The organism is Actinoplanes sp. L3-i22, assembly GCF_019704555.1.
In the GTDB taxonomy this organism is placed as follows: domain Bacteria; phylum Actinomycetota; class Actinomycetes; order Mycobacteriales; family Micromonosporaceae; genus Actinoplanes.
The window spans coordinates 7,481,064-7,504,585 of sequence record NZ_AP024745.1; the positions used below are offsets into that span (position 1 = coordinate 7,481,064).

A 23,522-nucleotide genomic window follows, 5' to 3' on the forward strand; every position below is an offset into this window, starting at 1 on the left:
TTCACCTGTGCGAGCGGCTCATCGCGGCCAGGCCGAGCACGGCGAGCAGGGCGAAGGCGGCCGGGAGCAGGAACACCAGCGGCAGCCCGATGGTGGCGGCGCCGAGGCCGCCGGCCAACCCGCCGAGCGCCGAGCTGATCGCGGCCGAGCTGAGGAAGATCGCCGACGCGGTGGCCACGGCCGTCGGCAGCAGGCCCTGGGCGACGATGATGCCGAGCGCCGCGAAGATGCCCCAGACCCCGCCCATCAGCACCTGCCCGGCGAACAGTCCGGCGGCGGTGCCGGTCAGGGCGAAGCAGAGGTTGGCGCCGACGCCGCAGGCCGCCCCGAGCACCAGGAGCCGCATCGTCCCGATCCGGCGGGCCACCAGCACGGCCAGCGGCATGAGCACCAGTTCGACCAGCGGCTGGATGCCGATCACGGCCCCGCCGAGCCCGGACCCGAAGTGCAGCTGATCGCGCATGTAGATGGGCAGGTACGCGTACTTGATCGATTCTCCGGCATAGACCAGGACGTACAGCGTGGTGAACGCGAGCAGCGGCAGCATGGCCGGCAGGCCGGGCCGCAGCGCCGGGATCGCGGCGGTCGGCGCGGACCGCGTGCTGAGCATCCCGAGCGGGACGATCTGGGCGAGGGTGGCGACCGCCGTCGCGAGCAGCATCACCCGCAGCGAGGTGTGCGCGGCCAGTACGGACCCGGCGACGGGGCCGACGACCCAGCCGCCGGTCAGGGCCATCCGGACGATCGCGACCACGCCGTCGTTCGCCGGGTGCGGACGCGCGATCGTCTCGTCGTGGATCGCGGCGAACAGCTGGGAGGTCGCGGCGCCCCCGAACGCCCCGAGCACCGCGCTGAGGACGAACGGCATCCACAGCTGGGTGGCGAACGCGATGCCCACCCAGCCGGCGAACCCGGCGACGGCGCAGAGGCGGAACAGTCCGAGGCGCCGGCCGCTGCGGTCGGATCGCGCGCCGATCAGGTAGCCGGCGATCGGCGCGGTCAGGTTGGTCAGGTAGAACAGCCCCGCGGCGGTGAGCGAGCCGCCGAGGTCGTCGACCAGGAACGAGGCGATCTGCGGTGCGGCCGCGGAGAACCCGAGGCCGGACAGGAACATCGCGACGGTCGCGCCGCGGTAGAGCGGCGACCGCAGGGTGAGCTGAAGCGCCGACGAGCGCGGCGTCGCCTCGGTGACCGGGACCATGAGCTGTGCCTCCGTATGAGCAGGTCGGTACGGAGCCGCACGCTAGGGGTGAGAGCGCTCCCAGCAACAGCGGGGCGCCCGTCACGTACTGCCGCGCACCACCAGCTCGACCGGGAAGCGCTGCCGGTAGCCGCCGGCCACCGAGTCGTCGAGCAGCAGCCGGGTCGCGGTCGCGGCCATCTCCTCCACCGGCATCCGCATCGTGGTCAGCGGCGGGTTCGCGCAGACCGCGGCGATGCTGTCGTCGAAGCCGATGACGCTGACGTCGTGCGGGACGCCGCGGCCGGTGGCGCTGATCGCCTGCACGGCCCCGGCGGCCATCAGGTCGCAGGCCACGAACATCGCGTCGAGGTCCGGATACCGGTCGAGCAGCCGGTGCGCGGCGTCGAAGCCGACCTCCCGGCGGAACCGGCCGCCGTCGCTCAGGTCCGGCAGCCCGAGCTCCTCGATCGCCCGCAGGTATCCGGCCCGGCGGTTGACGCCGCACGAGGTGTCGTCCGGGCCGTGGATCGCCGCGATCCGGCGGCGGCCGAGACCGTGCAGGAACGTGACGGCGGCGTACGCCCCGCCGGCGTTGTCCGCCTCGACGGTCGGCACCGAGTTCGCGGTCGCCACCAGCGACACCACGCGCTTGCAGCGCCGCCGCAGCCGCGCCGCGAGCCCCGGCGGGGCGTCGGCCAGCACGATGCCCGCGGTGGCCCGCTCGGCGATGGCGTCGACGGCCGCGTCGTCGTCGCCGACCGAGTGCACCCGGAGCTGCACGTCGCGGCCGTCGAGCACGGTCATCACCCCGGCCAGGACCCGGCTGTAGTACGGATGCGAGCCCAGCCAGCCGAGTGCCGACCCGTGCGTGACCGCCACCACGTCGATGGCCGGATGCTGGCGCGACGCCAGTGCCCGGGCGGTCTGATCAGGCACGTACGCCAAGTCGGTGATGATTCTCTTGACCTCGCGCCGGACCGCCTCGTTGACCCCGGGGAGGTTGTTCATCACCCGCGACACCGTCGACCGGGACACGCCGGCGGCCCGCGCCACGTCCTCGATCGTGAGCTTGAGCTGCGCCTTGGCCATGGGTACGGATGATCCCCCGACATCACCGCTTCACAAAATGGAAACGAAACTGTTCAATGTCTGGGAGCGCTCCCACTCCCCGAAGGACACCATCATGCGTCGTGTCTTGCTCGTCGCCGTCGCCCTGGCCCTCGCGGTCGCCGGGCTTCCGCTGCTCAGCGGCCCGGCCGGCGCCGCGGCCGGCTACAACTACGGCGAGGCCCTGCAGAAGTCGATGTTCTTCTACCAGGCCCAGATCGCCGGCAAGAAGCCGTCGTGGAGCCAGGTGTCCTGGCGCGGCGACGCGGCCGTCACCGACGGCGCCGACGTGGGGCGCGATCTCAGCGGTGGCTGGTTCGACGCCGGTGACCACGTGAAGTTCGGCTTCCCGATGGCGTTCAGCACCACCATGCTGGCCTGGGGCGCGGTCGAGTACCGCGACGCGTACGCCGCGTCCGGCCAGCTGACCTCGCTGCTGAACAACCTGCGCGTGCCGAACGACTACTTCATCAAGGCGCACCCGTCGGCGAACGTGCTCTACGGCCAGGTCGGCAGGGGCGACGACGACCACAAGTGGTGGGGACCGGCCGAGGTGCTGCCGATGGCCCGGCCGTCCTACAAGATCGACGCCAGCTGCGGCGGCTCGGACCTGGCCGGCGAGACGGCGGCGGCGATGGCGGCCAGCTCCATCGTCTTCCGGCCCACCGACCCGGCGTACGCCGACCAGCTGCTCACCCACGCGCGGCAGCTCTACACGTTCGCGGACACCGTGCGGAAGGCGTACAGCGACTGCATCACCGACGCGGCCGCGTACTACAAATCCTGGAGCGGCTATCAGGACGAGTTGGTCTGGGGCGCGATCTGGCTGTATCGGGCGACGGGCGAAACGACGTACCTCAACAAAGCGGAGAGTGAGTACGACGCGCTCGGAACCGAACCGCAGAGCTCGACCCATTCCTACAAATGGACCATCGCCTGGGACAACAAGCAATTCGGGGCGTACGTGCTGCTGGCCAACCTGACCGGCAAGCAGAAGTACGTCGACGACGCGAACCGCTGGCTGGACTGGTGGACCGTCGGGGTCAACGGCGAGAAGGTGCGCTACTCCCCCGGCGGCGAGGCCGTGCTGGACAGCTGGGGATCGCTGCGTTATGCCGCCAACACCGCATTCGTCGCGCTGGTCTACAGCGACAAGACCACCGATGCCGCCCGCAAGACCCGGTACCACGACTTCGCGGCGCGGCAGATCAATTACGCGCTGGGCGACAACCCCAGGCAAGCCAGCTATCTCATCGGCTTCGGCGCCAATTCCCCGAAAAACCCGCATCATCGTACGGCCCACGGCAGCTGGTGGGACAACATGACGGTGCCGACCGAGACCCGGCATGTGCTGTACGGCGCCCTGGTCGGCGGACCGTCCGCGCCGGACGACGCGTACACCGATCAGCGCTCCGACTACGTGATGAACGAGGTCGCCACCGACTACAACGCCGGATTCACCTCCGCGGTGGCCCGGCTGTACCAGGAGTACGGCGGCAGCCCTCTCGCCGGTTTCCCGCAGGCCGAGAAGCCCGACCTGGACGAGATCACCGTGGAGACCACGGTGATGCAGGACGAGCCGCGCGACACCGCGCTCAAGGTCATGATCTACAACAAGTCGGCGTACCCGGCACGTGCGCTGACCAGCGCGTCCTACCGGTACTACTTCCGCCGCGAGGGCACCGCGGCGATCCAGGTGACGCCGGGGTACACGCAGGGCTGCCCGGCCCCGGCGACGGCCACACAGGCGAACGGCGATCTTTGGTACGTCGAGGTCAACTGTGCCGGCTACCGGATCGCGCCGGCCGGGCAGTCGGCGTACCGGATGGAGGTGCAGTTCAAGGTGGGGGTGGCCGACGGCGGCACCTGGAGTCCGGCGAACGACCCGTCGTACCTGGCCGGGACCGCGGTGAACCGCAACGTTCCGCTGTACGAGGCGGGCGCGCTGATCTGGGGCCAGGAGCCCGGCACCACCTCGCCGTCCCCGTCTCCCTCATCCTCGCCGTCCTCCTCGCCGTCGCCGTCGCCATCGACTTCGCCCTCGCCGTCGACCAGCCCGACTCCCGGCGCCGGATGCCGGGTCACCTACACGACCAGTGACTGGGGCAGCGGGTTCACCGGGACGGTCACGATCGCCAACACCGGCACCGCCGCGTGGACGGCGTGGAACCTGGGCTTCGCCTTCCCCGGCAACCAGAAGGTCGGACAGGGCTGGTCAGCGGTCTGGTCGCAAACCGGAGCGCAGGTCACCGCGACCAACCAGTCGTACAACGGCGCGGTGCCGGCCGGCGGCTCCACCAGCGCCGGCTTCAACGGCACCTACAGCGGCGCCAATCCGCCGCCGACCGCCTTCACGGTCAACGGCATGACCTGCGCCCAGGGCTGAACCGGCGCGGGTCAGGGATTGTCGATCCCGGTCAGCGTGGTGACCTCACCGTTGGTGGTGGTCACCGCGACCAGGCCACCCTCCTTCCCGGCCAGCCACTTGGTGAACGTGGCCGCGGAGACGGCGTGGCCGGCGCCGGCGCGCACCGAGACGATGCCGTCGCCGCCGCCGACGTTCTCCCACGACGTCAGCTTCGGCGCGGCGCGGACCGGGATCGTCATCTTGGTGTGGCTCTCGACGATCTGAAACGGGTCGCTGCATTTGATGTCGCTCGGATCGATCTTGAACTGCTCGCAGTAGTCCGCACTGGCCATCACCAGCACCGGCTGGGCCACCGCGGAGTGCGCGACCGGGTCGTACGAGTAGAGCTCCACCATCGACCGGCTCGATCCGGTCGCCGGATCGGTGAAGTGCGCCGCCTGACCCACCACCGGCGACCGGAGCTCGGCGTTCGCGAAGGCCACCGTGGCGTCCCCGTCGCTCGCGTCGTTGAGCACCCCGAGCACGACCCGGCCCGCGACCAGCTGCGGGTCGGTGACCGGCAGGCTCAGTGCGGGCGTGCCGTCGACCGTCACCCGGGCCGTGCCGTCGTGCACGGTGATGCCGGCCCGGTGCGTCTGCCCGGCCCGGAACGCGGTCGAGGCGACCCGCTGCTCCGAGTTGAACCCGTTCCCCGAGCTCTCGTCGATCCCCAGCCGGATCTCGTGCTCGCAGAACGAGGCCACGTAGCCGCGCTCGTCGACCCATCGGAACCAGATCGCCGCGCAGGCGCCCTTGGTGACGATGCCGACGTCGACCACGATCGTCTGGTCACCGGCGAACGAATTCGACGGCCCCGTGCACCGGTAGCGGCTGGACGTGTGGGTGGTCGCCAGCATCCGCTGGTGGAACGTGCACCAGCCGGCGGCGCCGGCGACCGCCCGGTCGGCCTTCCACAGGCCGCGCCGGTCGAGTCGGTCGGACACCCCCGGCCCCTCGATCCGGGGCTCGCCCGCGGCGGGCGCCGCCGACGACGCCGACGGTGACGTGCTGGGCCCGAGCGAGGCCAGCGCCTCATCCGGTTGGTGGCGCGACAACGCGTACCCGATGCCGGCACACAAGACGGTGGCCGCCGCGGCCGCGGCCACCAGGCGGCGCACCCGCCGGCGAACGGGCGCGGCCGCCCGCACCCGGCCCGTGTGCTGGGCCGCCTCGGCCGCCCTGAGCAGCTCCGGCCGCTGGGCGAGCGCGCCCCCGGTCTCCGCCTCCAGCAGCAGGTCGAGCAGCTGATGGGCGGTCGGCCGGTCGGCCGGGTCCTTGGCCAGCGTGCGCCCCACCAGGTCACGCAACGAGCCGTCGAGCCCGGTCAGGTCGGGCGGCTGGGTCAGGATGCGAGCCGCCGTGGCCGCCGGGGAGTCCCCCCGGAACGGGGTACGCCCGGTCGCCGCGTAGGCCACCACCACACCCCACGCGAACACGTCCGCCGCCGGCCCCACCGTGGAATCCGGGTCGTCGCCGAACCGCTCCGGCGCCATGTACGCCACCGTGCCGACCATCTGGTCGGTCCTGGTGTGCCGGCTGGTCACCTCGAGCGCCCGCGCGATCCCGAAGTCGATCACCTTGGGCGTACCCAGCGAGAACAGCACGTTCTGCGGCTTCAGATCCCGGTGGATGACCCCCACGCCGTGGATCGCCGCCAGCGCCGTGGCCACCCCGACCGCCACGCTGTGCAGCGTGCCGCCGTCCAGCGGCCCCCGCTCCCGGATCACCTCGGAGAGGCTCGGCCCGTCGACGTACTCGACCACCAGATACGGCGTCGCGTGATCCGGGTCGGCGTCGAGCACCGCCGCCGTGCAGAAGCCGGGCACCTCGCGAGCCCGGTTGACCTCGCTGCGGAAGCGCCCCCGGAACTCGGTGTCCCAGGCGTGCTCGGCCCGCAACATCTTGACCGCCACCAGCCGTTCATCCGGTGAGCGTCCAAGGAAGACGGTGCCCATCCCACCCTCGCCGAGGCGGCCGAGCAGCTCATACTTACCAAGCCACCGTGGATCGTTCGGCATCAGCGGGTGGGTCACACCGGGCAGGATAGCGGCTTCCGCTCGGCGCGCGACGGGGGTTGTTCAGGTAGATCATGATGGATGGGTGAATCTACGCCGTCCGCTCAGCTCACGGGTGATCTCGATGGTCGTCGGGGTATCGATGGCGGGATTCGCCGGTTATCTGGTGAAGCCGCAGCTCACCCCCGGCGGCTCGGTCTCCGGACGGATCTCCCTCGGGGTGATGTCCCTGGTCGCCCTGTTCACGGCGGCCGTCTCGCTCTGGTTCTCGGTCCAGCGGTTTCAGGTCGGCGTCGACGGGGACGGCTGGACGGTGCGGATCGGCCGGTACCGGCGGGACGTGCCCTGGACCGAGATCTCGGCGGTGGTGATCGAGAACCAGGTGCGGGAGGAGCGGCGGGGCCGCCCGCTCGTTGCCGCGCTCTACCTGGTGCCGGAACCGGGCGTCAGCCTGGACGCCCCGAGTGACATGGACGCCACCGTGGACGGCCGGCCGGCGGTGCGGCTGTTCGACCTGGACGAGGTGAAGAACGAGAAGAAGCAGCTCGTCCGCGAGCTCGCGGGTCTGGCCGGGGACCGCCTGGCGGTCCGGGTCTTCCCCCTCGGGCTGGCGGCGCAGGGCGCGGAGTTCCAGGAGCGGGTGGACCGGGATGCCGCGGCCTGGCTGAACGCCGGGCGGTCACTGCCCGCGTTCCCGCCCGGTGTCGAGGGAGTGCGGACGCTGCGCTGGCTGAACCGGCGGCGCGCCCTGCTGTTCGCCGGCTGGTACCTGTGCGCCGTCGTCCCCGCACTGCTGCTCACCGGCTTCGCGGCCGAAGTGCACGAGCTGCTCGGCGCCGTGGTCGCGGTACTGGGCCTGATCGCGGTCGTCGCCGCGTACTTCCGTTTCGTCCGGTGGTACGCCGGCGCCACCGACCTCCTCGACGACCAGGCGGCGATCTTCGGCACGGAGCTGGTGCTGGGGATCGGCAACCCCAACCGCCGCCACGACATGCACGCCGGTAAAGCCGTCGTGCTGCCGCCGGGAACGGAACGGGGTTACGGCAAGGCCTGGCTGCTCGGGTTCCCGCGCCCCGTGACACTGCTCGGCGATCCACGGACCGGGCGGCTTCGTGACCACGACCACCTGGGCGCGCTGTCGGCGGTGCTGCGCGAGTCACCGCACGAGGCGGACCGGATCGCCGCGCGGGAGATCGACAGCCTGGCCGTGCAGTCCCAGCTCGGCGACCCGCCGGAGGCGGGCGACCCGGCGAACGCTCGCCTGTGGACGGTGGTGACCAGGGCCGGCCGTACCGTGGCCTGGGCTGTGGTCGTGGGCTCGGTCCTGCTGGCCGGCGACTGGATCTGGCAGAGCCACCCGCACCTGGGCAATCTGGTGATCTTCCTCGGCGTGCTTCTGATCATCGTGTGGGCGCCGTACACCCTGTATCGGGTATTCACGCTGCTCGGCGCGGTCTGGAAAGCGATGCGGCGGAATCAATAGGATGCCCGGATGAACGGGGCGGAACTCAAGGACGTCGGCACTGCCGGCGCGGTCGTCAGACTCAACGGTGTGGATCTGTTCGTGCGACGGCTCGGGGATCCGGTCCGGCCGCCGCTCGTGGTCATTCACGGCGGGCCGACCTGGGACCACAGCTATCTGGCGCCGGCCGTCGAGCAGCTGACCGACGTCGCCCACGTCGTGCTCTTCGACCTGCCCGGCTGTGGCCGCAGCCACCGCACTCCCCCGCTGGGCGACCTGCCGGACAGCCAGTTGCAGGCCGACGTGCTGGCCGACGACGTCGCCGCCCTGATCCGCGGGCTGGGCGCGCCCGCCGACGTGCTCGGCTTCTCCTACGGCGGCCGGATCGCGATGCGCCTGGTGCACCAGCATCCGCGGGTCGTGAACCGGCTGATCCTCGCGTCGACCACGGCGTACACCGACTACGACGACGAGCTGCACGCCTCGGCCGACTACCAGGAGCGGCGCGCGGCGAGCGTGGAGGTCGGCTTCGACGACCCGGTCCTGTCCGCGCCGGACGCCCCGGACGGCGCGTTGAGCCGGGCGATGGCGTTCGGCGAGGCGCCGCTGCAGATCTGGCGGCTGGACCGGCTCGACGCCTGGCACCGTGTCCTCGAGCAGACGCGCTTCACCAGCGACTACAACCAGCTCTACAACTCCGGTGAGATGCGGTCCGGCGCGCCGGACGACCCGGTCGCGGTGCTGCGCGACTGGGGCCGGCCGGTGCTGATCGTGCAGGGCGCCCGGGAGATGAGCTTCCCGATCGGTGTCGCCCGGCGCCTGCACGCCGAGTTGCCCGGCAGTGTCCTGGCGGAGATCCCGGAGGCCGCGCACATGGCCCACTTCGACGATCCGGAGCGCTGGCTGACCGCGATCCGGGAGTTCCTCATCGGCCGGCGACAAGACGACCGACGGTGAGGCGGCCGCCGTCGATCCGGGTGCCGACCTGCTTCACCTGGCGGGAGATCGGGCTGACCTCCAGCGCCTCCAGGCCGGGCAGCCCGCCGACCCGCTCGGTGGTGAACTCGAACAGGCCGTCCAGGTCGCGGCAGTGCACGACCGCGTGCAGGTTGTGCGACCCGGACACGGCCGCGGCGAACGCCACCTCCGGCATCCCGGCCAGCGCCCGCCCGGCCGCCTTGAGCCGCGCCGGGTGCACCCGCATCGACAGGTTCGCCCGGGCCAGGTAGCCGAGCGCCGCCGGCGCGATCTCGACGTCGAGGTAGAGCACCCCACCGGCCAGCAGCGCCTGCATCCGCCGGGACACCCGGCCCGGGGTGAGCCCGGTCGCGCCGGCGAGCTCGACCAGGCTGGCCCGGCCGTCCACGGCCAGCGCCGCGATCAGCCGGTCGTCCTCGGCACTCGGCGGCGCGACCCGGTCCCGGACGACCGGGCGCTCGACGAACGGACTCTGCCCGGTCGAGCCCAGCGCCGCCTCCTCCGCCGGGGTCAGCACGCCGGCCAGCGCCGCCCAGTAGTGCCCGCGCCCGGCCACGAACTGACGCAGCTGCACGGCCGTCTGGATGTCCAGCACCGCGGCGGCCCGGGGCAGCCGCCGCCCGAGCAGGTCGTCGCGCTGCTCCCGGGTCCGCGACCGGACCGCGCAGAGCACCTCCGACCCGGTCAGCGCGACCCAGCTGACGTCCTCCCGCAGGGCCAGCGACTCGGCGATCGCGGTGACGCTGCCCGGCCGGCAGCGCAGCCGGACCAGGAACTGGCTCTGCCCGAGCGCGCCCGGATCGACGACGCCGACCACCCGGATCGCGCCGGCCCGGCACATCCGCCGGTACCGCCGGGCGACGGTCAGCTCGGAGAGCCCCAGCACGCTGCCCGCCGACGCGAAGCCGACCCGCGGATCGATCTGCAGGGCCCGCAGGATTCGCACGTCATCGGGCTCCAGCGTGACGGATTCCGCGACTTCGACGTCATCCATGACGGCGATCCTACGTCCGGAGCCACTCCGGCGACGGACCCGTCCAATGCTTGAGTCATGACTCTCATCGCCATCGAAGAGCACTGGATCATGCCGGAGCTGACGTCCGCCCTCGAAGCCGGAGCGGACGACGACAGCCTCGCCTTCAACGACCTCGGCGACCACCAGGAGCGGCTGCGGGACCTCGGCGCCGGCCGGCTCGCGGCGATGGACGCCCAGGGCATCGACCTGTCGGTGCTCGCGCTGACCCCGCCGGGCACCCAGCCGCTCGACCCCGGCCAGGCCGTCCGGCTCAGTCGCGCCGCCAACGACCTGGCCGCGTCCGCCGTCGCCGCGCACCCGACCCGGTTCCGCGCGTTGTCGACGCTGCCGATGTCCGCGCCCGAGGCGGTCGCCGCCGAGCTGGAGCGCGCGGCCGGCCTGGGCCACGTCGGCACGATGGTCTACGGCCGCAGCGGCGACCGCTTCCTCGACGATCCGGCCTACGAGGACTTCTTCGCCGCCGCGGCCCGGCTCGGGCAACCGGTGTTCCTGCACCCGCAGCTGCCCTCGCCCGCGGTGCGCGACGCGTCCTACCGCGGGTTCGGCCCGCTGACCGACCTCGCGCTGGCGACGTTCGGCTGGGGCTGGCACCTCGACGCCGCGACGGCCGCCCTGCGCCTGATCCTGCGCGGCACCTTCGACCGGCATCCGGACCTGCGGGTCGTGCTCGGGCACTGGGGCGAGATGCTGCTGTTCTGGCTCGACCGCGCGGACAGCCTGTCGCGGGTGGCCGGCCTGCCCCGGAAGGTCTCCGACTACCTGCGCACCAACTTCCACATCACCACGTCCGGCATGCTCAACCCGGCGCTGCTGCGGCACGCGCTCGCGGTGACCACTCCGGACCGGCTGATCTTCTCGACCGACTACCCGTTCCAGCACCCCGGCCGCGCCGACATCGCCACGTTCCTCGACCATTTCCCGACCGAAAAACAAAAGGCCGATTTCGCGTACGGCAATGCCTGTGCCCTTTTCGGAATCACTCTCTGACCGTCGCTCGCGGGTGCTGGCGCACCGGGGCGATGATGCAGGGTGTGCAGATCAATCCGGTGGAGGAGCGCGTCGTCTGGGAGGGCCGGCCGGTGCGCCGCCGGCTGTCCCGGCCGACCGACATCGTGCGCGTCCCGATCGACCTGGCGATGCTGGCTTTCGCCGGGTTCGGGGGCGTCTACATCGCGGCCCGCGGCTCGTCCGGCGGCATCGTGCTCGGGGTGGCGCTGGTGCTGCTGGGCGTGGGCAACGCCGGCTTCCCCTTCGTCCAGCGGGCGGTCGCGTTCCGGACCGCCCGCTTCACCGTCACCACGCACCGGCTGATCATCCGCAGTGGCTGGAACGGCAACTGGACGATGGCGGTCGACCTCAACACGCTGCCGCCGCCGGTGATCGAGGTGGAGCCGGACGGGTCCGGCAGCCTCGCGTTCGGCGCGTTCCCGACCGCCCTGGACGCCTTCTTCAGCCGCCGCGAGCTGCTCCGGACCCGCCGGATGCCGGGCGAGTGGTCGCTGACCCCGGTCCTGTGGGACATCCCGGACGTCAAGCGGGTCCGCGGCTTCGTCACCCACGCCCGCAAGCAGCCCGACGGCGTCTACAACGTGGACCAGTAAGCGCCTACGCCACCGCGTCGGCCGTCAGCGTCCGGTACCAGGCGGCGTCCGGCGTGTTCGTCGCCGGGAAGTTGGCGAGCGGGACCGTGGCCAGGCCGGCCGAGTCGAAGTCCCAGCCGCGCACGCTCACCCCGGCCGCCCGCCCGGAGAGCACGAACGACTTGTTCGACGCCGTGGCCGCCCAGAACAGCGACCCCGACTTGAGCGTCGCGCTGTCCCCGGCCTGGTACTCCACGAACGCCAGCTGCGGCAGCCGGATCGGGGCCGCCGCCACCCGGTCGGTCGCCGCGCTCAGCGTGCCCCCGGTGACCGTTACCGATCGGCCGCCCGACGTCGCCGTGGTGGTCGGGAATCGAGCGTCGGAGGTCGTCGCGTGCGCGCCCCAGGTGATCGAGGTGGCGCCGGCGGTGCCTTTCCAGTCCCAGTTCTGCGTGCTGCTCTGACTGCGGTGGATCTCCCGGATCGCGGTGCCGTCCGGATCGGTGAACGCGATGGTCGGCAGCACGCCGGTGTCGTACTTCGCGGACGCCGACCAGGTGATCTCACCGGCGTCGTCGAGGCGTCCGACGCGCGACCACAACGCGTTCCCGCTGGGCGCCTGGTGCACTTCGACGACCGTGCCGTCGTTGTTGAGCGCCACCGCCGGAGCCTTTCCGGTGTCGTATCTCCCGTGCCGCCGCCAGGTCAGACTGCCGTCGGACTGATAGACACCGGTCCAGTACCAGAGCACGCCGGAACCGTTGTCGTGCACCTCGACGACCTGCCCGCGCCCGTTGACCGCCACCGCCGGATTGCTGCCGTTGTCCTGCTTGTAGCCGACCCGGGCCGTCGCGTTCCCGGACAGCACGGTCAGCACCCGCCCGCGCAGCGCGGCCACCGGCCCGAGCTGGGCGGCGGTGTCCTGGCTGCGCACCAGACGATCGCCGAAAACGTCCCCGAGCTCGGCATTCATAGAAACGAAATTCCCGTTCGCGTACGACGTCCGCCCCGTCACGTCGTCCTTCAGGTCGAGCAGCACCGTGATCGGCGCCGCCGCCGGATGCGCCTCCGACCAGGTGTTCACGGTCGTCAGCCAGGCCCGCAGCTGATCCCCGGCCGGATTCCCGTTCGAATGATCGACCTGATCCCCGGCCTTGGCGTGCCCGATCCGATAGTCGCCGGCGCTCGCGTAGTCGCCGCTCCACACGTCGAGTTCCAGGAAGCGCACGCCCGCGTCGAGCTGCTGCGTGATCGAGCCGCGCGCCCCGGCCACGTTGCCCGAATAGGAGTTGTGGGTGGCCCGGAACACCGCCGAGGCGAACGGCAGGTCGTCACCGGAGGCGGCGTGCGCGAGGTGCGGAACGGCGGCGAGAAGCGTCACGGCGGTCGCCACGGCCACCGTGAGTCGCCCTTTTACCCGGGAGTCGGTCATGGCCGAGACGGTAGAAGCCATCGCCGTACGTCGATGATCTGATTGTCTAACAGGGAATGAAGAGCATGCGCCCGGGACGTGCGGCGGGGGTCACCGCACGCCCCGGGAGTCCGGTTCGGATCAGCTCGCCGGCGGGATGTTGTGGTTGATCCGGAACAGGTTGGCCGGGTCGAAGCGGCGCTTGATCTCGGTCAGCCGCTGGTAGGCCTCCGGCGCGTAGGCGAGCGCGGCCGTCTTCGGGTCGGCGTCCCGCTCGAACATGAAGTTCAGGTACCGGCGCCCGGTCGTCCACGGCCCCAGGTCGTCGATCAGCTTCTGCTGGTACGCGTGCAGCGGCTCGGCGTCCGGCGGCCCACCGGCCGCCACCAGGAACACGTTGAACTGCGTCGCGTCCCGGTTGCCGACCGCGTTCGGCACCTCGGGCGCGCGGCTCAGCGCCCCGCCCAGGTGCCGCACCTCGGCCAGGATCAGCGGCGACTCGGCGCCCGGCCCGGCGTGCCGCAGGATCGTGTCGACCGCCTCGGCCGGCAGCTCGGACAGCAGCGTCGCGCTCTCGTAGGTGGGCAGCGGGTCGACCGGGTCGTTGTGCACCGCGGCCACCGCCGCGTACGGCATCGGCCCGACCGCGTCGATGATCGGCGTGCCGAGTTTGCGGAACGGCTCGACCAGCAGGGCGCCGTCGGACGGGCCACCGAGGTACGCGATCCGCAGGTGGGCGACGAGTCGGTCGCGCAGCGGCTCGGGCACGAACGGCGCCGGCGGCAGGTGCAGCAGGCCGACCGACGCGGTCATCTCCTCCGGCACGGTCTTCACCCACTCGCGGAACAGGTGCAGCACGTCCCCGGCCAGCTCGCCCGGGAAGAAGATGCCGCCGCCGTAGAACGCGGCGATCGGGAAGACGGTGAACTCGACGGCGACCACCACACCGAAGTTGCCCTTGGCGCCACGCAGCGCCCAGAACAGGTCCGGCTCGCTCGCCGCGGTGACGTGCCGCAGCTCGCCGTCCGCGGTCACCACGTCCAGCGCGGTGACGTGGTCGGCGGCGTAGCCGTGCTTGCGGCCGAACGGGCCCAGGCCACCCCCGAGGGTGTAGCTGACCACCGTGACGGTCGGCGACGAGCCGTTGAGCCCGGCCACGCCGAGCTTGCCGGCCTGCTCGATGAACTCGGCCCAGCGCACGCCGGCCTCGACCCGCGCGGTCATCGCGCCGGCGTCGATGGTCAGGCCGGTCAGCCGCCGGGTCGTGATCATCACCGAGCCGGCCGAGGACACCGAGCTGCCGTGCCCGGCGCCGAGGACCGAGACCGGCAGCTGACGGGCGGCGGCGAAGCGGACCGCCGCCTGGACGTCGGCCACACTGGTGGCGCCGACGACGACCGCCGGCTGGTGCACGACGGTGAGGTTGTAGGTGGCGATCTCGTCGGCGTAACCCTCGTCCCCGGACACGAGGACGGGGCCGGCGACGCCCGCCCGCAGCGCGACGAGGTCGTCCGCGGAGGAGACGCCGGGAGAGTGGAGTGTGCTCACGAGAAACGGCCTTTCCGGAAGTACGCGGCCCGGCGGGTGCCGGGCAGCTCACCCATTGAGCGGCCGCAACGTCGACGAAGGTTTGGCGAAACGTAGATGCCCTGGTCAGGCCGGTGGCGAGCGAGGAAACACGCCAGCTTGAATGGTTGTTGCACCAGACCGGTCACGACGAAGGATTGAGGAAGACGATGCTGCGGATCTCGGTACTCGGCCCGGTGCGCGCCTGGCGGGGCGACGACGAGCTCGACCTCGGCGCCCCGCAGCAGCGGGTCGTGGTGAGCGTCCTGGCGCTGCGGGAGGGCCGCCAGGCGACCCTCGACGCGCTGATCGACGCGGTGTGGGACGGCGATCCCCCGCGCACCGCCACGCTGACGTTACGCACCTACATTTCCCGATTACGACAAATTTTCGGTACGGACGTCATCGAAACGGTCAACGGCGGATACCGCATGCGTCTGGAGCCCACCGCGCTGGACCTGACCGCGTTCACGGCCGCGGTGACCCGGGCCCGGACCGCGCGGGACAGCGGCGACCACGGCGCCGCGGCCCGGGCGTTCCACCGGGCGGAACGCCTCTGGCACGGGTCCGCCCTGGCCGACGTGCCCGGCGCGTACGCGGCCGCCCAGCGCGTCCGGCTCGAACGGGACCGGCACACGGCCACCGAGGAGCGGCTCGCCCTGGACATCGGCACCGACCGGGCCGGCACGGCGGTCACCGAGCTGACCGCGCTGACCGAGAAGCACCCGCTCGACGAGGGCCTGAGCGGGCTGCTGATGCTCGGCCTGTACCGCACCGGCCGGCAGGCCGCGGCGATCACCGAGTACCAGCGGATCCGGACCCGGCTCGCCGACGAGCTCGGGCTCGACCCGGGCGCCGCGCTGCGCGACGTCCACCAGCGGATCCTGACCGGCGAGGCGGTCCCGGCGCTGGCCGCACCGGTCTGGGACCAGCCGCCGGCCACCGTGCCGGAGCAGCTGCCGCTGGCGATCAAGGACTTCGTCGGGCGTACGGACCTGATCGAGCAGCTCACCGGCGTGCTCGTGACGGACCTGCCCGGCGCGCCGCTGGTCGGCATCGTCGGGCTCGGCGGCATCGGCACCAGCGCGCTGGCCCTGCACGTCGCCCACCGCATCCGGCCCGACTTCCCGGACGGCCAGCTCTACGCCGACCTGCGCGGCGAGCGGAACCGTCCGGCCGACGCCGGGGTGGTGCTGACCGGCTTCCTGCGGGCGTTCGGGGTGGCGTCCGCCGACATCCCGGAGGACCTGGCCGAACGGTCGGCGCTGTGGCGCACCGTCACCTGCGGCCGCCGCCTGCTCCTGCTGCTCGACCACGCGCAGACCCGGGAGCAGGTGCGCCCGCTGCTGCCGGCCGGCACCGGCAGCGCCGTGCTGCTCACCGGCGGCGCGCGCATCCCCGAGCTGCCGGTCACCCAGTGGGTCTCGCTGTCGCCGTTCGAGCCGGAGGAGTCGGTCGAGCTGTTCCGCCGGGTGGCCGGCCGCGAGCGGGTCGACACCGAGTATCAGGCCGCCCTGCAGTTCGCCGCGGCCTGCTCCCACCTGCCGCTCGCGGTCCGCCTCGGCGCCGCCCGCCTGGCCGCCCGGCCCGCGTGGTCGGTCGCGTCGATCGGCGAGCGGCTGCGGGTGGAGATGCGCCAGCCGGTCGCGGTGCACGAGGACTGCATCCGCGTCGAGGCGCCGTTCGAGCGGGACCTCGCCACGCTGCAGGTCGCCGATCCGCTCGCCGCGGTCGCGTTCGGCCTGGTCGCGCTCGTGGACGACGACGAGGTCACGATCGACACCGCGGCCCGCCTGCTGGACCTGCCGGAGACCGAGGCCGAGCGGCTGATGGAGACGATGGTCGACGCCCACCTGGTCGAGCCGACCGGCTACCAGCGCTACCGCTACCTGGACATCGTCCGCTGGTTCGCCCGGCGCAAGGCGATCGCGGCGCACACCGTCGCCTACCGCGAAGCGGTGCTCGGCCGGCTGGGCAGGCCGATCCCGGCCTCGCTCCCGAAGCGGTCCCTGCGGGCGGTCTAGGCCTGGCACGAATCCGTGATCTTCGCTGTCTCGCGTTCCCCTAGGTTTAGGTCCACCACAGCGAACGACCTACGGAGGATCCATCATGTACGCACGTAACCTCGCCCTGCTGGCCGCCGGCGCCGGTCTCGTCCTCGGTGCCGCGGCCTGCGGTGACGACGCCGCACCGGTCGCCGGCGCGACCACCACGCCCACCGCCACCGCCGCCGTGCCCGCGGTCTCCAGCGCGCCCACCGGCCCGCCCGGCGCCGCCGCGTGTCCGGCCGCGGAGGCCGACCTGCTGAAAGCGGTGAACAAGAAGACCGGCGGCACGGGCGCCGCCACCAAGCTCGACGACATCGTCTGCTACCAGAGCTACGCGATCGGCACCCGCCCCGGAACCGTCGCCGACGACGAGCCGGCCGTCTTCCACTTCGCCGACGGCTCCTGGACCATGATCGCCAGCAACACCAGCGACGACATCTGCACCGACGTCCCGGCCGACGTCATCAAGCACTTCCACCCCGAGTACGGCGCCTGCCGCTGACCGTCGGGGCAGGTCACCTCTCGTTTTCCCGGATATGGCGGCGGCGAATCGCTACTGTCGGGCGAAGACGTGAGGGGGCACCGTGCCGAGGCCGTTGGCGAGCTCTCTTCGACGCCAGTTCGCTTGGCTGGTGCTGATCCTGTCCGTCACGGGCATTCTGCAGCTGGTGTCCGGTCAGGCCACCATGGCCCGCTACCAGAGCGAGTTCACCCGGATCCGGACCGCGGAACTGGCCAACCAGCAGGTGCTGCAGACGCTCACCGACGCCGAGACCGGGGTCCGCGGCTACCAGCTCACCGGCGACCGCCGCTTCCTGGACCCGTACCGCGCCGGTGTGGCGGCTCTGCCGGACGCCCTGCGCAGCGCCGCCGTCGCGGCCCAGGGCACGACCCGGCAGCTGCTGGCCGACCAGCAGGCGGCGGCGCAGTCCTGGCTGACCGGGTTCGCCGCCCGGATCGCGGACGCGGTGCCCGGCCGCCAGGAGGCCGTCCCGGACAGCTCGGTGGGCAAGGCGATGTTCGACACGGTGCGGCGGGCCAACGCCGCCGTCGCCGCGGCCCTGCGCGCCGATCAGCACCGGACGTCCCGGCACATCCGGCAGATCACCGCCTGGGCCCAGGCCGGCATCGGCCTGCTGAGCCTGGCCGCGGTCGGGCTGGCCCTGCTCACCGCGGTCCGGACCAGCCGGTTGCTGCTCTCCCCGCTGCAGGCGCTGGGCACGGTCCTGCGCCGGCTCACCGACGGTGACCGGACGGCCCGGGCGCCGGTCCTCGGCCCGGTCGAGGTACGGCAGTTCACCACCACCCTGAACGGGGCCCTCGACGCCACCGACGCCGCCGAGGCCGGCCTGCGCGCCGCCCGGGACTACGTCGAGCAGGTCCTCGACACCCTGGGCACCGCCGTGGTCAGCTGCGACAACGACGGTGTCCTGGTCTTCCGGAACCGGGTCGCCCGGGACACCACCCAGGCCGCGGACCCGCCCCGGCACGTCGACGACCTGGCCGGGCTGCACGAGGGCGATCCACGGCATCCGCTGGCCCGGGCGCTGGCCGGGGAGATCGTCGTGCACCAGGAGATGACGCTGCACCGGACCGGCCGGCGCGGCCGGGCGGTGATGGTCGACGCCTGTCCGCTGATCGGCACCGGCGGCACGATCATCGGCGCGGTGGCGTCCGGGTACGACGTCACCATCCTGCGCGAGCGGGAGGCGGAGCTCGCCACCTTCGCCGGGGTGGTCGCCCACGACCTGAAGGCCCCGCTGGCCGGCGTCCGCGGCTACCTGGAGCTGTTCGCCGACGAGTTCGGCCCCGGCCAGGCGCCGGACCTCGACGAGGTGCACACGCTGTGCCAGCGGATCGCCCGCAACGTCGACCGGATGGGCCAGCTGATCGACGACCTGCTCGGCTACGCCACCGCCCGCGACAAGCCCCTGCACCTGCGGGCGACCGACCTGAACGACCTGGTCACGCAGGTCAGCGCGGACCGCGTCGCGGGCGCTGCGCTGCCACCGCGGATCCGGGTCGACCCGCTGCCCGAGGTCGACGCCGACCGGGTCATGCTCCGCCAGCTGCTGGACAACCTGATCGGCAACGCGATCAAGTACACCCCGCCGGGCGAGCCGGCACGCATCCACGTCTGGGCCGACGACGCCGGCCCAGAGGCGACCGTGCGGCTGCACATCGACGACCGCGGCATCGGCATCCCCGCCGACCAGCAGGCCGACGTCTTCACCGCGTTCCACCGCGCGCACGCCGGCCAGTCCTACGCCGGCACCGGCCTGGGCCTGGCCATCTGCGAGCGGGTCGTGACCCGCCACCACGGCACCATCACCGCCCACACCAACCCGGCGGGCACCGGCACCCGGATCACCATCACCCTGCCCACCCACCAGCCCGCCGACCCGGACACGTCCCCCTTCGCGCTGTCCGCCTTCGCCACGTCCACGAGCTGACCGCACCCGGTCAGCCGGCCGGCCGGTCGATCAGACCGGCGAGCACCTCGCGGGCCACGTCCGGAGCGACCTCCGCCAGCCCGTACAGCGGAACCGCCCAGTCGCCCTGGGCGAAAGCCCGCGCCAGCACCCGTCGTGCCCGCACCGGCCGACGGTCCTTCGCCAGCGCCCGCGCGACAGCGGTGAACGCGGCCGCGCGTTCCACCGGGCTGTGGATGCGCTCCGCGATGGCCAGGATCTGCTCCGGGCGCGAACCGGCCTCGGCGTGCGCCGCCACCACCGACAGCAGCGCCTGGTCACGGTGGTCGACGTGGGTCGGCGCCAGCCGGATCTGCGGGCTCCGCGCCCAGGACCGGTCCTCGATCCCGTCGGCCACCCGCTCGGCCCGGTCGAGGTGCCCGGCCTCGGCGAGACCGGCCGCCAGCAGCGCCCGCATCTGCGGATCCGGCCCGCCGGACAGCAGGGTGTCCGCCTCGAACAGCTCCTCCGCCCGCTCCGGCGCGCCGGCCTTGAGCAGCGCCCGCATGCCGCGCTCCAGCACCGGCGGGAACCAGTAGGCGTCCTCCTCGTCCCGCATCCACCCACTCACCTCGGTCATCATGTCGACGGCCCGGCCGGTGTCACCGTGCGCGGCAGCCGCCTCGGCCAGCCGGACAAGGACAAGAGCCTGTTGCTCCGGTACGTCGATGCCCTCCAGCAGGCGCAGGGCGACCCGCGCGTGACCCGCGTCGATCCGTTCGGCCAGCGCGCCGTGGAACAGCGCCCGCTGGATCGGGCTCAGCAGCTGTTCCACGCTCCGCAGCTGGGCCGGGTGACCGGTCCGGATCTCGACCGCCACGAGCGCCGCCGCCGATTCGGCGAACCGGGAGACTTCGTTCGGGGTCAGCCGCCCGATCGCGTCCGCCGCCATGGAGTGCGCGAAGTCCGCGTCGCCGCCGAGCCGGACGACCTCCACGACGGCCGCCATGCTCATCGCGCACTAGACACCACGCGACCACCAGTCAGATTCGGTCGTTGTGGTGGTTGAACGGCCTGACAGAATGTCAGGGGTGAGCATCACGCCGCTTCTCGCTCTTGGGCTTCCCCTGGTCCGGATCCTGCTGAGGTTGCAAGAGCCATCAGCGAGCGACCTAGCCGACTCCATCAAGGACTTTGACGAGCTGCTGACCTCGGTCAAGGATGACGGCGACCGTCGCGAGATCGGCCGCAACCTGGAGCACATCTCCGACCGCGTCGTGAAGCGCCTTGCCCAGTTCATCCAGGTGGAGTTCCGGAACGTCAGCGAGGGGGATGTTGCGGCATCCGCGCAGGTGGTGTCACAGGCATTGGCGCAGGCCGGCACGGCCGACCTAACCACGGTGGTCCGGAGTGACGTCCAGGTACGAGCGCTTGAACAGCACACTCTCGCGCACAGTGAGTTCCGGGAACAGGCCACCCAACTCGGCGGTGACGCAGATCGATTGGCGTACGCCCTGCTCCGGGAGAGTTGCTACGAGGTCGTCGATCTCGCCCGCCGTCATCCGAGCCTGACAGCAACAGCGTTGACCAGCTTGCTCACCCGATCGAATGAAATGCGCGAACTACTGGACTCGGTCGAGCGCTCGCTCAACGATCTGCCGGCCCGAATCGCCGACCGCGACGGCGAGGACCGCCGCTCAGATCGCCAGCGGGAGGTGGACGAGTTCACCGTCGACTACCGACGTGCGGTAGCCAACGATTACGACCGGCTGGATCTGTACGGCGTGGATCTGATCCGTGACCTCCGGCGCTATTCGCTAACGACGGCATATCTCTCGCTACGGCTGGAGGTGCCGTCCTGGCATACCGCGACCACCGGGCCAAGCGACCTTGCCAAGATCCTTCCTAAGCACGGACTCGCCATCCTGCGAGGCTCAGCCGGCGCCGGGAAGACCACGATCCTTCAATGGCTGGCCACGAACGTGGCACGCCAGACACTGGTCGGCGACCTGGAACACCTCAACGGCCACATGCCCTTCGTAGTTAAGCTACGCAACTACGCCGATAGTCCGTTCCCGCGGATCGAGGAATTGGCCGCGGTCACCACCCGCAGCAATCTCGCGGCAGAACCACGCGCCTGGAGCGCAGAGTCCTTTCAGGAGGGCGAAGCACTTCTACTAGTCGACGGCCTGGACGAGCTGCCCAGGAACCGCCAGCGAGACCTGATCGACTGGCTCGAGGGCTTCCAGCGATTCCGCCGCCGTATATTAGTGGTCGTCACATCACGGCCGACCGCGTGGACTTCGCTGGGCGAGCTCAAACGGCTTCGCTTCGGTAAGGTAGCCGTTGCTGACGTTCTACCGCTCGACCGTGAACAGATCCGCAGCTTCGTGCTGCACTGGCACACAGCCATAGCCTCCCAGATGACCGGCGCCGAACGCTCAGCCATCGAGGGCCAAGCAGCCAAGGTCGCCGGAATCGTGTCCAATGCACGGGAGTATCGGTTGCTCGCGTCTTCCCCCTTGTTGTGTGCGGTGTTGTGTGCGCTCTTCCATCTCAAGCGGGGCGTACTTCCGGCGAACCGGATCGAAATCTACGACACGCTGCTTAATCTGTTGCTCGGAGAGCGCGACGCGCACAAACGGGTCGAGGTAGACGAGGTACGACTCACGCCGACGGAGAAGCGGCTGGTTCTGGAGGACGTAGCAGACTTCCTACTCACCAACGGCCTCTCCGAAGCACCCATGCGCCGCGTAGAGGAAGTGATCGCACGCAGCCCGCTCGCCCACCGGTTCGGTGATGCGACAGCAACGGACATCCTTCAGCACCTCCTCGCCCGATCGGGCGTACTGCGCGCGCCGAGCGAGAAACGCATCGACTTTGTGCACCGCACCTTCCTTGAATACCTGGCCGCGCGCTCGTTGGTACGCCACGACCGAATCGAGATGCTAGCCGCACACGTGCTCCAGGCGAATTGGAACGAAGCGGTTGTCCTAGCTGCGGGGATCGGCATCGATCGTCAGGTTGCGGCGCTGGTCGAGGCCGTACTGACGATGGTGGAGTCGGCCACGGACGATTGGAGGAACAATCGGCGAATACTCACTGCCACGTGCGCCGGGTTCCTCGATACCGCTACCATTCTGCCGCAAAGTTCACGATCCCGAATCCTTTCGGCGATCGCAGGCGTAGTGCCGCCGACCGACGAGCAGGATGCTCGCGCCTGCGCATCGGCAGGTAACAGCGTGCTGCCGTATCTCCGGTCCGCACTCGCGCGGCCGGATCTGCCGGATCCGGTACTACGCATGTCCATCCGGACGCTCGGCGAAATCGGAACACCGGAGGCACTCGCCGTGCTCGGGTCAATGGCTGCCGAACGGCGCATCGAAGCCATCGAATCACTGGTCACGGTGTGGTCGTGGTTCGACCCGGAAGCCTTCGCCAACATGGTGCTCCGGGATCTCGCACCACCGGAACCACAGAACATCGTTCTACGGAGCTCGACTCTGCTTCCCCACCTCAGAGGTCTACACGAAAATTTCGTATGGGCGTGTGATGTCGAGGTTCCGGAGGAGTCCTTCGTCGATAACTGCCGCAGCACGCCCATCCGGAGTCTCTCAGCTGGGAATTTGAATATCCTCCATGATCCACGCGCCAAGGCAGGCGGATTTCTGTGGACCATGCCAAATCTGCACAGCGCGTATCTAGGAGGCCTTAGAAACCTGGGAGGGATGGCTGGGGGCATCACGCAGCTTCAGATCCTCGGGGTGAACTCCACTTTTTGCCGCATCTCTCCTGATTTATGGCCGTCACTTCCCCACCTGACAAACCTCGAACTCTCAGGCGAATTCGATTGCGACCTTCGAGGCGTGGAGGCGACGCGCCTATCCACGCTCTGGGTCGACGGAATGATCTACACGCCAAAAAAGATCATCTTTGGCCTGCCGCATCTGAAAAGTCTCCATTGGCATCGCGCCGACAACATGGACTTGCTAATCCACATCCTCAACGCTGCGCCACATCTCGAGAACCTCATTATTTCAAACGTCTCGGCTCTGTCCACCCTTTCAGCCCTTACCAACGCACCTCAACTCAAAAAGATTGAACTGGGCGATCTTAACCGCTTGGCCAACATTGACGAGCTGCTGACCATGACCAAGCTGTCCATCGTAAAGATCACAGGCAAACACCAGCTGGCCTGGTCCGATGACCTTGAACGACTCGCTCGGCGGGGGATCGAGTTGACTATTGAGGGATTCGATCTGGAGATCGCTATGGCAATGACGGACGACACTCGATCGAGCTGAACTCTTCTGCGAGG

16 protein-coding genes are annotated in these 23,522 nt (G+C 70.8%); 9 read left to right on the top strand and 7 right to left on the bottom strand.

Annotation, left to right across the window (positions count from 1 at the left end; all coding sequences use genetic code 11):
* Nucleotide 1: 1 nt before the first annotated feature.
* Complete coding sequence (locus tag L3i22_RS33755) at nt 2–1,201, bottom strand: MFS transporter (protein ID WP_221321536.1); 1,200 nt, start codon at nt 1,199–1,201, stop codon at nt 2–4.
* An 81-nt stretch (nt 1,202–1,282) separates the two neighbouring features.
* On the bottom strand, nt 1,283–2,272 hold the full coding sequence (locus L3i22_RS33760) for a LacI family DNA-binding transcriptional regulator (protein ID WP_221321537.1): 990 nt from the start codon (nt 2,270–2,272) through the stop codon (nt 1,283–1,285).
* 94 nt (nt 2,273–2,366) lie between these two features.
* Here L3i22_RS33760 and L3i22_RS33765 point away from each other — a divergent pair, with 94 nt between their 5' ends.
* Nucleotides 2,367–4,676 carry a glycoside hydrolase family 9 protein gene (locus L3i22_RS33765; RefSeq protein WP_221321538.1) on the top strand — a complete coding sequence of 770 codons (2,310 nt, stop codon included), beginning with the start codon at nt 2,367–2,369 and terminating at the stop codon, nt 4,674–4,676.
* 11 nt (nt 4,677–4,687) lie between these two features.
* On the opposite strand, the gene L3i22_RS33770 is transcribed toward L3i22_RS33765, so the two are convergent.
* Nucleotides 4,688–6,730: a serine/threonine-protein kinase gene (locus L3i22_RS33770; RefSeq protein ID WP_221321539.1), complete on the bottom strand. Its 2,043-nt coding sequence runs from the start codon at nt 6,728–6,730 to the stop codon at nt 4,688–4,690.
* A 67-nt stretch (nt 6,731–6,797) separates the two neighbouring features.
* Here L3i22_RS33770 and L3i22_RS33775 point away from each other — a divergent pair, with 67 nt between their 5' ends.
* Entirely contained in the window at nt 6,798–8,195 is a 1,398-nt protein-coding gene (locus L3i22_RS33775; RefSeq protein ID WP_255657367.1) for a hypothetical protein, read from the top strand.
* 9 nt (nt 8,196–8,204) lie between these two features.
* Nucleotides 8,205–9,131: an alpha/beta fold hydrolase gene (locus tag L3i22_RS33780; RefSeq protein WP_221321540.1), complete on the top strand. Its 927-nt coding sequence runs from the start codon at nt 8,205–8,207 to the stop codon at nt 9,129–9,131.
* On the opposite strand, the gene L3i22_RS33785 is transcribed toward L3i22_RS33780, so the two are convergent.
* Nucleotides 9,100–10,146, bottom strand: coding sequence for an Lrp/AsnC family transcriptional regulator (locus L3i22_RS33785; RefSeq protein ID WP_221321541.1), 1,047 nt, complete (start codon nt 10,144–10,146; stop codon nt 9,100–9,102). The genes L3i22_RS33780 and L3i22_RS33785 overlap by 32 nt on opposite strands.
* 57 nt (nt 10,147–10,203) lie before the next feature.
* Here L3i22_RS33785 and L3i22_RS33790 point away from each other — a divergent pair, with 57 nt between their 5' ends.
* Nucleotides 10,204–11,175, top strand: coding sequence for an amidohydrolase family protein (locus tag L3i22_RS33790; RefSeq protein ID WP_221321542.1), 972 nt, complete (start codon nt 10,204–10,206; stop codon nt 11,173–11,175).
* A 44-nt stretch (nt 11,176–11,219) separates the two neighbouring features.
* Nucleotides 11,220–11,789 carry a hypothetical protein gene (locus L3i22_RS33795; protein ID WP_221321543.1) on the top strand — a complete coding sequence of 190 codons (570 nt, stop codon included), beginning with the start codon at nt 11,220–11,222 and terminating at the stop codon, nt 11,787–11,789.
* 4 nt (nt 11,790–11,793) lie between these two features.
* Here L3i22_RS33795 and L3i22_RS33800 read toward each other — a convergent pair whose 3' ends face one another.
* Complete coding sequence (locus tag L3i22_RS33800; RefSeq protein WP_221321544.1) at nt 11,794–13,200, bottom strand: hypothetical protein; 1,407 nt, start codon at nt 13,198–13,200, stop codon at nt 11,794–11,796.
* A gap of 120 nt (nt 13,201–13,320) precedes the next feature.
* A complete protein-coding gene (locus L3i22_RS33805) occupies nt 13,321–14,727 on the bottom strand; it encodes an FAD-binding oxidoreductase (protein WP_221321545.1) in 1,407 nt (468 codons plus the stop codon).
* 188 nt (nt 14,728–14,915) lie between these two features.
* Here L3i22_RS33805 and L3i22_RS33810 point away from each other — a divergent pair, with 188 nt between their 5' ends.
* From L3i22_RS33810 to L3i22_RS33820, 3 genes are all read left to right on the top strand, one after another.
* On the top strand, nt 14,916–16,769 hold the full coding sequence (locus L3i22_RS33810; protein ID WP_221321546.1) for an AfsR/SARP family transcriptional regulator: 1,854 nt from the start codon (nt 14,916–14,918) through the stop codon (nt 16,767–16,769).
* An 85-nt stretch (nt 16,770–16,854) separates the two neighbouring features.
* Nucleotides 16,855–17,295 carry a hypothetical protein gene (locus tag L3i22_RS33815; protein ID WP_221321547.1) on the top strand — a complete coding sequence of 147 codons (441 nt, stop codon included), beginning with the start codon at nt 16,855–16,857 and terminating at the stop codon, nt 17,293–17,295.
* A 130-nt stretch (nt 17,296–17,425) separates the two neighbouring features.
* The gene (locus L3i22_RS33820; protein ID WP_221321548.1) at nt 17,426–19,246 is read left to right on the top strand and encodes an ATP-binding protein; all 1,821 of its coding nucleotides are present in this window, start codon (nt 17,426–17,428) and stop codon (nt 19,244–19,246) included.
* Between the two features lie 10 nt (nt 19,247–19,256).
* Here the strand turns inward: L3i22_RS33820 and L3i22_RS33825 are convergent, their stop codons facing one another.
* Nucleotides 19,257–20,219, bottom strand: coding sequence for a hypothetical protein (locus tag L3i22_RS33825; protein WP_221321549.1), 963 nt, complete (start codon nt 20,217–20,219; stop codon nt 19,257–19,259).
* Between the two features lie 76 nt (nt 20,220–20,295).
* Between L3i22_RS33825 and L3i22_RS33830 the strand changes: the two genes are divergently transcribed.
* The gene (locus tag L3i22_RS33830) at nt 20,296–23,508 is read left to right on the top strand and encodes an NACHT domain-containing protein (RefSeq protein WP_221321550.1); all 3,213 of its coding nucleotides are present in this window, start codon (nt 20,296–20,298) and stop codon (nt 23,506–23,508) included.
* Nucleotides 23,509–23,522 lie beyond the last annotated feature (14 nt).

Bases quoted from the DNA above. Each gene is read 5' to 3' on its own strand.
- L3i22_RS33755 (WP_221321536.1), bottom strand. From the start codon at position 1,201: ATGGTCCCGGTCACCGAGGCGACGCCGCGCTCGTCGGCGCTTCAGCTC.
- L3i22_RS33760 (WP_221321537.1), bottom strand. From the start codon at position 2,272: ATGGCCAAGGCGCAGCTCAAGCTCACGATCGAGGACGTGGCGCGGGCC.
- L3i22_RS33765 (WP_221321538.1), top strand. From the start codon at position 2,367: ATGCGTCGTGTCTTGCTCGTCGCCGTCGCCCTGGCCCTCGCGGTCGCC.
- L3i22_RS33780 (WP_221321540.1), top strand. From the start codon at position 8,205: ATGAACGGGGCGGAACTCAAGGACGTCGGCACTGCCGGCGCGGTCGTC.
- L3i22_RS33785 (WP_221321541.1), bottom strand. From the start codon at position 10,146: ATGGATGACGTCGAAGTCGCGGAATCCGTCACGCTGGAGCCCGATGAC.
- L3i22_RS33790 (WP_221321542.1), top strand. From the start codon at position 10,204: ATGACTCTCATCGCCATCGAAGAGCACTGGATCATGCCGGAGCTGACG.
- L3i22_RS33800 (WP_221321544.1), bottom strand. From the start codon at position 13,200: ATGACCGACTCCCGGGTAAAAGGGCGACTCACGGTGGCCGTGGCGACC.
- L3i22_RS33810 (WP_221321546.1), top strand. From the start codon at position 14,916: ATGCTGCGGATCTCGGTACTCGGCCCGGTGCGCGCCTGGCGGGGCGAC.
- L3i22_RS33815 (WP_221321547.1), top strand. From the start codon at position 16,855: ATGTACGCACGTAACCTCGCCCTGCTGGCCGCCGGCGCCGGTCTCGTC.
- L3i22_RS33825 (WP_221321549.1), bottom strand. From the start codon at position 20,219: ATGAGCATGGCGGCCGTCGTGGAGGTCGTCCGGCTCGGCGGCGACGCG.